Origin of the sequence: Nocardia sp. NPDC005998 (genome assembly GCF_040614395.1) — a bacterium.
Taxonomy (GTDB): domain Bacteria; phylum Actinomycetota; class Actinomycetes; order Mycobacteriales; family Mycobacteriaceae; genus Nocardia.
This window is the reverse complement of record NZ_JBEXUI010000058.1, coordinates 26,200-37,711: the sequence shown is the minus strand read 5'-3', so window position 1 is coordinate 37,711 and position 11,512 is coordinate 26,200. Positions and strand designations below refer to the sequence as shown.

The following is an 11,512-nucleotide window of genomic DNA, read 5'->3' as shown; positions in this document are numbered from 1 at the left end:
CCAGGTGCTCGAGGAGATCTCCTCGAGCACCCGGCCCTCGTATCAGCCGCTCAACTTGATGAAGGTCGCGGTCGCCGTCGCGTAGATCTTGTCCGCGGCGTCGACGAGACGTGCTTCCGCGGTCGCCGTCGTCCGACCGACGTGCACGGCGTGGGCGATCGCGCGCAGCGTGCCCTGGCCGTGGGCGACCCGGCGCAGGAAATTCGTGTTCATACTGGTGGTCGTTACCATGGCCGGTTCCTCGATCGACAGATGCACCGCACCCCACATCGCGACGTCGAGGACCGCGCCGACCACACCGCCGCCGACGACACCGAGGTAGTTCACGTGCCGCTCGTCCGGTGTGAGAGACAGGACCATCCGACCGGGCTCGGCTTCCACCACCACGATGTTCAGCAACTTGGTCAGCGGCGGTTGCGGCAGGTCACCGGAGCGCAGCCGCTCCAGCAGTTCCTCGCGGGACAGTTGCAGCAGCCCGAGCACGGCCAGGCCGGGATCCTCCCATTCCAGATGCAGTGATCTCGTCGCACCGGACATTTCGATCGTCGCCAGGTCGTTGTCTGTCATCACATTCCCTAACTATGTCGATATCTGCTGGTCGATGAGCGCGAAGAGTTCGTCGGCGCTGGCCGCTTCGACGGCGACACGGTCGCTCGGGACCACGGCCTCCCGTTCCGGCAATGCCTCGGCCAGTGTGGAGCGGACCCGCTCGGCCAGCCGAGCCTTGTCCGCCGGGGACGGTATCGTCGCCAATAGCGTGCGCAGGGCGGCGATCTGATCGTCGATCGCCGACGGGATCGAGGAGTCCGCCCAGCGCGAGAGCACCAGTTTCGCGACGGCGGTGGCGGTCGGGTAATCGAACACCAGCGTCGTGGGCAGTTTCATACCGGTCACCTCGGTGAGCCGATTGCGCAACTCGACACCCCCGAGGGAGTCGAAACCCAGTTCGCTGAACGGAGTTTCGGGATCGATGGCATCGGCCGACGCGTGACCGAGAACCGCCGCGGTGTGCTCGCGCACAAAGCCGAGCACCAGCGCGTCGCGCTCGTCCTCCGGGGTGGCGGCGAGTTGCTGCGCCAGTAGACCGCCCCCGGCCGCTGCGCTCGTCGTGCGCCGGGCACGCGCGGGGACCAACCCACTGAGCACCTCGGGCAGCAGCCCCGCTCTGGCCTGCGCCGCGAGCGCCGGTTTATCGAACTCGACACCGGCGACCAGTGTTTCGTCGGTGACGATCGCGGCGTCGAGCAGTGCGGTCCCGTCGTCGTCGCCGAGTACCTTGATGCCCATTCGCGCCAACCGTGCCACGGTGGCACGGTCCATGGCGCCCGCCATGCCGGTGTCTTCGTTCCAGAGACCCCAGGCGATCGACAAGGCGGACAACCCCTCGGACCTGCGGGCACGGGCGAGACCGTCGAGGAACGCGTTCGCCGCCGTATAGTTGCCCTGCCCGGCCGAGCCCAGCAGCGCGGCGGCCGAGGAGAACAGTACGAACGCCGCCAGCTCGTGCTCGCGGGTGAGCTCGTGGAGGTTCAGGGCACCGTCCACCTTTGGGGCCAGCACGCGGTCGAGCTGGTCCGCGCTCAATGTTTCGATCGTGGCGTCATCGATCATGCCCGCGGAATGGATCACCGCGGTCAGCGGGTGCTCGGTCCCGATCGCATCGAGTACCGCCGCCACAGCGGCCCGATCGGCGACATCACATGCGGCGACCCGGGTTTCGGCGCCCAGCCGGGTCAGTTCGTCGACCAGCTCCGCTACACCGGGTGCCGCGTCGCCACGCCGGGAAACCAGCAGTAGGTGTTCGACGCCGTGGGTGCGAACCAGGTGTCGGGCCATCACCGCGCCGAGTCCACTGGTGCCGCCGGTGATCAGGACGGTGCCGTCGCCGAATGCGCCTGTTCCGCCCAATGTTTCGGCTCTTGCGACGCGACTATCCATGGCGCCGAGACGCGGCACGAACATTGCGCCGTTGCGGATCGCCACCTGGGCTGGATCCGACTCGATCGCGCCGCGCACGACGGCGTCACTGAGCTCGCCGTCGTGGTCGAGCAGCACGATGCGGCCCGGATATTCCGATTGTGCGGTGCGGATGAGCCCCGCCACCGCGGCGGCCGCCAGGTCGACGGACTCCCCCGGCATACCGGCCGCGCCGCGAGTCGCCACCACCAGGCGGGTATCGGCCAGCCGCTCGTCGGCGAGCCAGGATCGCACGGTGGCCAAGGCCGAGTGGATCGAGCTCCGCACCGCGGCGGCCGTATCGCCGTCGATCCGACCGTGCCCGACGGCGGTCGGATCGGCGATCGACCAGACGACCACGTCCGGAACGGACTCTGCCGCAATCATTTCCGCGACATCGCGATAGTGCAGATCGATGCCGGGCACCCGAACCGCGCCCAGGGTCGCGAGCACTCCGCCCGCCGCCGGTGCGGGCAGCTCCGACGGGATCCACCGCAAGCTCAGCAGCGATGAGCGCCGAACCGCGGCCACCGCGTGCAGCGCCGCGGCATCGATGGGACGCGCGGCAACCGCGTCGATCGTCAGCACGACCGCCCCGGTCTCGTCGATCGCGGCGATGCTCACCTGCCCGTCGGCGTCCCGGCTCACCCGTGCGCGCATCGCGGCGACGCCGGAGCGCCACAACCGAACGCCGGTGAAAGAGAAGGGCAATGGCAGCTGCTCCGGTGGCAGACCGCTGTTCAGACCGTCGATGGCCGCGTGCAGGCAGGCGTCGAGCAGTGCCGGATGGATGCCGAATGCGGCTGCCGAACCGCTCACCGAGTCGTCGAGGGAGACTTCGGCGAATGTCTGCTCGCCACGCGTCCACATCGCCGTGACACCCTGGAAAACCGGACCGTAGTCGAATCCTTTGTCCGCCAATCGATCATAGAGAGCGTTTTCCGACGGCTGGGCCCCGGAGGGCGGCCAGTTCGCTTCGCTCCAGGTGGGAACTTCGTCCCCGTCGGCGGCGGTCAGCACACCACCGGCGTGCAGGACCCATCGATCCCGATCCGCCGCGTCCCGATCTGCGGCGTCGGTTCGCGAATAGATCGCGAACCTGCGCCGTCCCGCGTCGTCGGCTTCCTCGACACTCACCTGAAGATCGACCTCCGCACCATCGGCGAAGACGAGCGGGGCTTCCAGCAGCAACTCGTCGATGACAGCGACGTCCAGCTGCGCACCCGCCGTCAGCGCCAATTCCGCGAAGGCCGTGCCGGGCAGCAGCACCGAACCGAACACCGCGTGGTCGGCGATCCAGGGATGGGTTCGCACCGAGAGTCGTCCGGTGAACAGCCACTGGTCCCGGCCCGCGAGCGGCACCATATTCGTGACCAGCGGATGTCCGAACGAGCCGACCACCTCGTCGGATTGCGGCTGCAACCAGAACCGCTTGTGCTGAAAGGCGTAGGTGGGCAGTTCCATCGGTCCGGTACCACGGGCGCCGAACAGCAGTGGCCAGTCCACCGGCGTACCGACCACATGCACCTGGGCGAGGGCCGTGACGAACTGGAACGCCTCGTCGGTCGATCGTCGGGACGAGGCAACCACGATCGACGCCGCGCCGACCTCCGGGTGTTCCGCCAAACACTCCCGGGCCATCGCGGTGAGCGCCGCGTCGGGACCGATCTCGACGAATCTACGCACACCCGACTCGATGAGGCTGTCGATGCCGGGCGCGAACCGCACGCAGCCACGCACCTGTGCCACCCAGTACGCCGGATCGCGAACCTCCGCCCCCACCTGCGTCCCCGACACATTCGACACGATCGGCAGCAGCGGTTCGCGATAGGTCAATCGCTCTGCCACCGAGCGGAATTCGTCGAGAATGGGTTCCATCAGCACCGAATGCGAGGCATGCGAAATCCGCAGCAACGTATTCTTACGGCCCGCGTCGGCGAGCCGCCGCTGAATCTCACCGACAGCATCGGCGTATCCGGAGAACAGCACCGACTCCGGCCCGTTCACCGCGCCGAGCGACACTCGGTCACCGAAGCCGGTCAGCAGCTCGGCGGCCTCGGCCTCCGAGACCGCCGCCGCCAGCATCGCGCCACTGGCCGGAGCCGACCCCATCAGCCGGCCGCGTGCCGCTACCAGCTCACACGCATCCGAGAGCGACCACACGCCCGCGACGTAGGCCGCGGTCAGCTCGCCGAGTGAATGACCCGCGACCACATCGGGTCCCACGCCGAATGATTCGAGCAACCGGAACATCGCCACTTCGAAGGCGAACAGCGCGGGCTGCATCCACCCCATCTCGTCCAGCACACCCGCCGAATCGGTGAACATGACCTCCCGCAGCGACCCGCCGAGGTGCCGATCGAACTCGGCGCACACCTCGTCCAGTGCCGTCGCGAACACCGGGAACGCCGCGTACAGCCCGGCGCCCATGCCCACTCGCTGCGCGCCGCCACCGGTGAACAGGAACGCCGTCTTCCCCGAACCGACGGCGCCCTCGGCCACACCGGGCGACACCGAGCCCGCAGCCAGGGCGTTCAGTCCGGCCAGCAGTTCGGCCCGGTCACCTCCGACGACGATCCCGCGCCGATCCAACAACGCCCGTGACTCGCACAATGAGCGCGCCACCGCCCACGAATCCACCTCGGGACGGTCGGCCAGCCAGTCCTGCAGTCGCGCGGCCTGCCCGCGCAACCCCTCCACCGTCTTCGCCGATAGCACCAGCGGCACCGCAATCTTCGAATCGGCCACGAAACCCGATGCGACGGAGGGCGATTCACCATCTGCTGTCGTGACCGGACGTGCCGCCGGTGCTTCCTCGAGAATCACATGGGCGTTCGTGCCGCTGATCCCGAAGGATGACACCCCGGCCCGGCGCGTCCGCTCGCCCGCGGGCCACGGCTCCGCCTCGGTCAGCACCCGCACCGCGCCCGCCGACCAATCCACATGGGGCGATAGCTCGTCCACGTGCAGGGTCTTCGGCAACATCTCGTGCCGCAAAGCCTGCACCATCTTGATCACCCCGCCCACGCCGGAAGCCGCCTGAGTGTGACCGATATTGGACTTGAGCGCGCCGAGGCGTAGCGGCCGATCCGCGCGCTCCTGCCCATAGGTGGCCAGCAGGGCCTGGGCTTCGATCGGATCACCGAGCGCCGTCCCGGTACCGTGCGCCTCCACCACGTCCACCTCGTCCGGGCGCAGGCCCGCATCGGCCAGCGCCGCCGCGATCACCCGCTCCTGCGAGGGACCATTGGGCGCGGTCAGGCCATTGCTCGCGCCGTCCTGGTTGACCGCGGTGCCGCGCACCACGGCCAGGACGTTGTGGCCCAATCGCTGTGCGTCCGACAGCCGTTCCACCACCAGCACGGCGGCGCCCTCGGCCCAGGCCACCCCGTCGGCCGCGGCCGAGAAGGACTTGCACCGACCGTCCGGCGCGAGACCACGCTGCCGGGAGAACTCCACGAACACCATCGGCGTCGACATCACCGTCGCGCCGCCAACCAGCGCGAGCGAACTCTCCCCCTGGCGCAGCGCCCGGCACGCGACGTGCAATGCCACCAGCGACGACGAGCACGCGGTATCCACTGTCATCGCAGGTCCTTCCAGACCCAGCGTGTACGCGACGCGTCCGGAGACCACACTCGCCGCGGCGCCGGTCCCGATATAGCCCTCGGCCTCCGGCCCGCCCTTGCGGGTGAGCACCTCGTAGTCCTGGTACATCACGCCGGTGTAGACGCCGGTGTCGCTGCCCCGTAACGAGGTCGGATCGATTCCGGCGTGCTCCAACGCCTCCCACGACACCTCGAGCAGCAGCCGCTGCTGCGGATCCATCGCGACCGCTTCGCGTGGGCCGATCCCGAAGAAGGCCGCGTCGAAACCGGCCGCGTCGGCCAGGAACCCGCCCTCGCGGGCGTATGACGTGCCGGGGTTGTCGGGGTCGGGATGGATCAGGCGTTCCAGGGGCCAGCCCCGGTCGTCGGGAAATCGACCGATGGCGTCGGTGCCGGACGACACGAGATCCCACAGCCCGCCAGGCGATTCGACACCGCCGGGATAACGGCAGGCCATGCCGACGATCGCGATCGGCTCATCGGCGCGCGTCCGGCGGCGCGCCGGCTGGGCATTCGCCGCCGCGCCCGCACCGTCGAGTTGCGCGCGCAGGTACCGGGCAATGGCCTTCGCCGTCGGATAGTCGAAGGCCAGCGTCGACGGCAGCCGCAGACCCGTGGTCTTGGCCAGCCGGTTGCGGAAGTCCACCGCGCCGAGCGAATCGAATCCCAGTTCACTGAAAGGCTTTTCGGCGTCGATCACCGATCCTGACGGGTGCCCGAGCACCGCGGCGACCTGCTCTCGGACGAAATCGAGAACGATCGCGTCGTGCTCGTCCGGCCCGGCCGCGGCCAGCCGTCGCATCAGGTACCCGCCCCCCGTGCTCACGCGTCGCGGGGACGGCACCAATGATTGCAGGGGCGAGGCCAGCATGCCGGCGCGCGCCTGGACCGATAGTGCGGCGAGGTCGAAGTCGACCGCGGCGAGGAAGGGAGCGCCGGCATCGGTCGCCAGCTCGAGCAGCGCGAGGCCATCGGCCGGTGCGAGTGGGCGAAAGCCCATGCGCGACAGGCGTTCCACGGCGGCCGCACCCAGTTCGGCCACCATCCCGCTGTCTTGACTCCACGGTCCCCATGCCACCGACACCGCGGGCTTACCCGCGTTGACACGCCGTCGAGCCAAGGCGTCCAGGACCGAATTCGCCGCCGCGTAGTTGGCCTGTCCCGCCGATCCGAGCACCGCCGCGATCGAGGAGAACATGACGAAGGCCGACAGGTCGCGGTCCAGGGTGAGTTCGTGCAGGTGCAGCGCCGCATCGACCTTCGGTGCCAGTACCCGGTCGATCTGCTCGGCGGTGAGGGTTTCGACGGTCCCGTCGGCCAGCAGTCCGGCCGCGTGCACGACAGCTGTCAGCGCGGGACCGTCGGCGATTTCGTCGAGCAGCGTCGCCACGGCGGCACGGTCGCTGACATCGCAGGCCAGTACCCGTGCCCGAGCGCCGAGTTCACCCAATTCGGTGACGAGTTCGGCGACACCGTCGGCCTGCGTGCCACGCCGGGAGACCAGTACCAGTTCACGAACGCCCCGCACAGCGGCCAGATGTCGTGCGACCAGGGCGCCGAGCCCGCTCGTACCACCGGTGATCAGCACCGCACCCGAGCCGAACGCCGGACCGGCGTCGGTCGCGGACACCTCGTGCCGGGTCAGCCGCGGCGCGAACAGCGCGTCCGCGCGGGCCGCCAGCTGCGCCTCCTCGGTCCGCAGGGCCGCCACGATGAGATCGGGGGTGACCGCGGCCGCATTGTCGATGTCCACCAGGACAATTCGACCGACATGCTCGGATTGGGCGCTGCGCACCACACCCCAGGAGGCGGCCGCGGCCAGATCGGGATCCTCACCGACCAGACCAGCCCCGTTGCGGGTCACCACGATCAGCCGTGCGTCCTCGGCCGTCGGCAGACGCAACCACGATCTGACCGACTCCAGCACGGTGTGCACACGTCGGCGTACGAGTTCCGCCGAACCGGGTCCGGAATCAATCGACGGCTCGAGGTCATCGGCGCACCACACGACGAGGTCAGGGACGTTGTCGCCGGTTGCCTCGGCCAGGGCGGCCATATCGCGGTAGTTCTCATCGAATCCGGACGTCGACGCGGCACCGACGACGGCCATTCGCCGACCCTCCGGGCCTGCCTGCGTACGGGATTCGACGACGCTCCACTGCACATCGTAGAGCGCGTGACGTGCCGAAGTCCGGCCATCGCGCAGGGCCCGGCTGTGCACCGGTCGCGCCTGTAGCGCCTCGATGGTCAGCACGACAGCGTCGGATTCATCGACGAGTTCGAGCCGCACACTGTCGGCTCCGCTGCGCTGGATGCGCGCCAGCGCGGCCGTCACACCGCGGCGATACACCTGCACGCCGGTGAAGAAGAACGGCAGCGGCGCCTGGTCCTGCGGCAGCTCGGCGCCGAGCTCCTCGACGGCGGCGTGCAGTGCCGAATCCAGCAGCGCGGGATGGATGGCGAAGCGGGCGGCGTCGGCATCGAGTTCGGTGGACACGCGCACCTCGGCCACGAGATCGTCACCGGTACGCCACAGGCGGGCGACATTCTGGAACGCGGGGCCGTATCCGAGTCCGCGCGCGGCCAACCGGTCGTACATCGGCTCGCCGGAGACGACATCGTCCTGCGCCGCCGGGCCGAGGTTGCGGCCGGTCATCGGCGCGTCGTTCGACTGCGCGGGCGCGAAGACGCCGCGCGCATGTGTGATCGCGCTCGTGCCGGTCCGCGACCCCGGCGAGCCGTCGATCACGAAGGCGTCCTCGACAAGCTTCGACACCACGACGAAGCGCCTGCGTCCGTCGTCATCGGCGGCTTCCACACTGATCTGGATATCGATTTCGGTGTGCTCGTCCATCCGCAGCGGTGCTTCGAGGACCAACTCCTCGACGATCTCGACACCGAGGCGAGCACCGGCCGCCAGCGCAAGTTCCACGAAGCCGGTGCCGGGCAGCAGCACCGCGCCGAACACCAGGTGATCGGCGATCCAGGTCTGCGACGCCGTCGAAAGCCTTCCGGTGAACAGCCATTCGTCCTTGCCCGCAATGGCCACCGCTGCGCCCAGCATGGGATGGTCGATCGACAATAGACCGGCACGACCCACATCGCCGAGACCGTCAGTGGGCGGCACCCAATACCGTTGCCGTTGGAAGGCATAGGTGGGCAACGAGATTCGGCGCGTCGATCGGCCCGCGTAGAGCGGCCGCCAATCCACTGGGAGCCCGGCGGCATGCGCGGCGGCCAGGAACGCGGTGAACTGCGCCGCCTCGTCGGCATCGCGCCGACCGGCCGCGGCCACCACCGACCGCGCCTCGAGATCGGGTTCCTCGGCCAGACATTGCCGGGTCATCGCCGCGAGGACGGCGTCGGGGCCGACCTCCAGGAACCGGCGGACGCCGGTCGCGGCCAACGTCTCCACGCCCGGGGCGAAGCGAACGGCCGCCCGCACCTGATCCGCCCAATACGACGGCTCGGTCAGCTCGCGATCGACGACGGCGCCGGACACATTCGAGACGACCGAGATGGTCGGCATCCGATAGGTCAATCGCTGTGCCACCGCACGGAATTCGGCCAGCATCGGTTCCATCCGCGCCGAATGGAACGCATGACCGACCCGCAACCGGTTGGTCTTGCGCCCCCGATCGCCGAGCATCCGCTCGATATCGTCGACGGCGTCCACATCGCCGGACAGCACCACCGAGGACGGACCGTTCACGGCGGCCAGCGACAGCCGGTCCTGGTATTCGGCCAGCAGCGCGACGGCCTCGTCTTCGGATACGGCCGCCGCCAGCATCGCCCCGCCCGGCGGCAGCGCACCCATCAGCCGCCCGCGCGCCGCCACCAGCGCGCACGCGTCCGGGAGCGACCAGACCCCGGCGATATACGCCGCGACCAATTCACCGATGGAGTGGCCGAGCAGCACATCGGCGGTCACCCCGAACGACGCGACGAGCCGGTACAGCGCCACCTCGAACGCGAACAGCGCGGGTTGGGTGAATTCCGTACGATCCAGCGGCGTCGCGGCGGGACCGGTCGTGTCGCCGGTAGGGCGGTCTTCGGTGAACATCACATCGCGCAACGAACATCCGAGCAACGGATCGAATACGGCGCACACCTCGTCCAGTGCCGCCGCGAACGCCGGGAACGCCGCATACAGTCGCGCACCCATGCCGGGGCGCTGCGCGCCCTGGCCGGTGAACAGGAACGCGGTGCGACCCGAGCCGACCACACCGCGAACCACATCGGGTCCGGACACGCCGCTGGCAAGGGCCGCCAGACCCGTCAGCAGTTCGGTGCGATCGCGTCCGATGACGGTGCCCCGCCAATCCAGCCGGGCCCGCGAGGTGGTGAGCGCATGAGCGGTATCCCACGGGTCGGCCTCGCTGTCACCGATCATCCACTGCCGCAGGCGATGCGCCTGTGCGCGCAGCGCCGCCTCGGAACTCGCCGATACCAGCAGGGGCACGAATTCGGACGTGCACGGCTGCTCGGCGTCGCCCCACTCGGCAGCGTCGCCGGCGGTCGGGCTCTGCTCGGCAACCGGTGCGGTGGGCGCCTCCTCGAGGATGACGTGAGCGTTGGTTCCACTGGCCCCGAACGACGACACGCCCGCGCGCCGAATCCGTTCGCCCGCGGGCCACGGCTCGCTCTCCTGGAGCAGCCGCACAGTGCCCGCCGACCAATCCACATGCGGGGTCGGCGCGTCCACGTGCAGTGTCTTCGGCAGCACGCCGTGGCGCATCGCCTCGATCATCTTGATCACACCGCCGACGCCCGCCGCCGCCGAGGTGTGGCCGATATTGGACTTGAGCGATCCGAGGCGCAACGGATCCGAGGTACGCCGGGTGCCGTAGACGCTGATCAGCGCCCGCGCCTCGATCGGATCGCCGAGCATCGTGCCCGTGCCGTGTGCTTCCACCGCGTCGATATCCGACGGTTCCAGGCCCGCATCGGTGAGCGCTTGGGTGATGACCCGTTCCTGTGACGATCCGTTGGGGGCTGTCAGCCCGTTGCTCGCCCCGTCCTGGTTGACCGCGGTGCCGCGCACCACGGCGAGTACGTTGTGCCCCAATCGCTGTGCGTCCGAAAGCCGCTCGAGTACCAGCAAGCCGAGGCCCTCGGAGAAGCCGGTGCCGTCGGCGGCCGCCGCGAACGCCTTGCAGCGGGCATCCGGTGACAGTGCGCGCTGCCGCGCGAAGGCGATGAGCAGCGCCGGATCCGACATCACGGTCACGCCGCCCGCCAGCGCCAGGGTGGCATCGTCGCGGCGCAGGGCCTGACACGCCAGATGCAGCGCCACCAGCGACGACGAGCACGCGGTATCGACCGAAATGGCCGGCCCCTCGAGGCCGAGGGTGTAGGAGATCCGCCCGGCCAGCGCACTGGTCGCCACGCCGAGATACGCATGGCCTTCGGACTCGGCGGTGAGCGCGGGCGAGCCGATTCGTGGACCATAGTTCTGGTGATTGACACCGGCGAACACGGCGGTGTCGCTGCCGCGTAGCGATGCCGGGTCGATACCCGCGTCCTCCAGCGCCTCCCAGGACGCCTCCAGCATCAGCCGCTGCTGCGGATCCATCGCGGCGGCCTCACGCGGGCTGATACCGAAGAAGGCGGCATCGAAATCTGCCGGGGAATCGAGGAATCCGCCCTGGCGGGTGTAGATCGTCCCCGGCACATCCGGGTCGGGATCGAACAGCCGGTCCAGGTCCCAGCCACGGTCGGACGGGTAATCCCCGACAGCGTCAACGCCGTTCGCCGCTATGCGCCACAGTTCCTCGGGTGAGCGCACGCCGCCCGGGTAGCGGCAGGCCATACCGACCACGGCGATGGGCTCATTCGACCGGTCGATGAGCTGGCTCAGCTGTTGTTTGGTTTCGTACAGTTCCTTCGCGGTCTTCCTGAGATATCTGCGAAGTTCGTCGTTGTCGGCCATCGGTGGAGACTCCTGC

2 protein-coding genes are annotated in these 11,512 nt (G+C 69.2%); both read right to left on the bottom strand.

The features are described from left to right. Positions 1 to 42: 42 nt before the first annotated feature. Positions 43 to 567 (bottom strand): PaaI family thioesterase, encoded by a 525-nt coding sequence (locus ABZ293_RS39485; protein ID WP_355189397.1) that lies wholly within the window; start codon positions 565 to 567, stop codon positions 43 to 45. A 12-nt stretch (positions 568 to 579) separates the two neighbouring features. After that, entirely contained in the window at positions 580 to 11,496 is a 10,917-nt protein-coding gene (locus ABZ293_RS39480; protein ID WP_355189395.1) for an SDR family NAD(P)-dependent oxidoreductase, read from the bottom strand. Between the last annotated feature and the right edge of the window lie 16 nt (positions 11,497 to 11,512).

Coding starts and splice junctions, on each gene's coding strand:
- ABZ293_RS39485 (WP_355189397.1), bottom strand. CDS start 567: ATGACAGACAACGACCTGGCGACGATCGAAATGTCCGGTGCGACGAGA.
- ABZ293_RS39480 (WP_355189395.1), bottom strand. CDS start 11,496: ATGGCCGACAACGACGAACTTCGCAGATATCTCAGGAAGACCGCGAAG.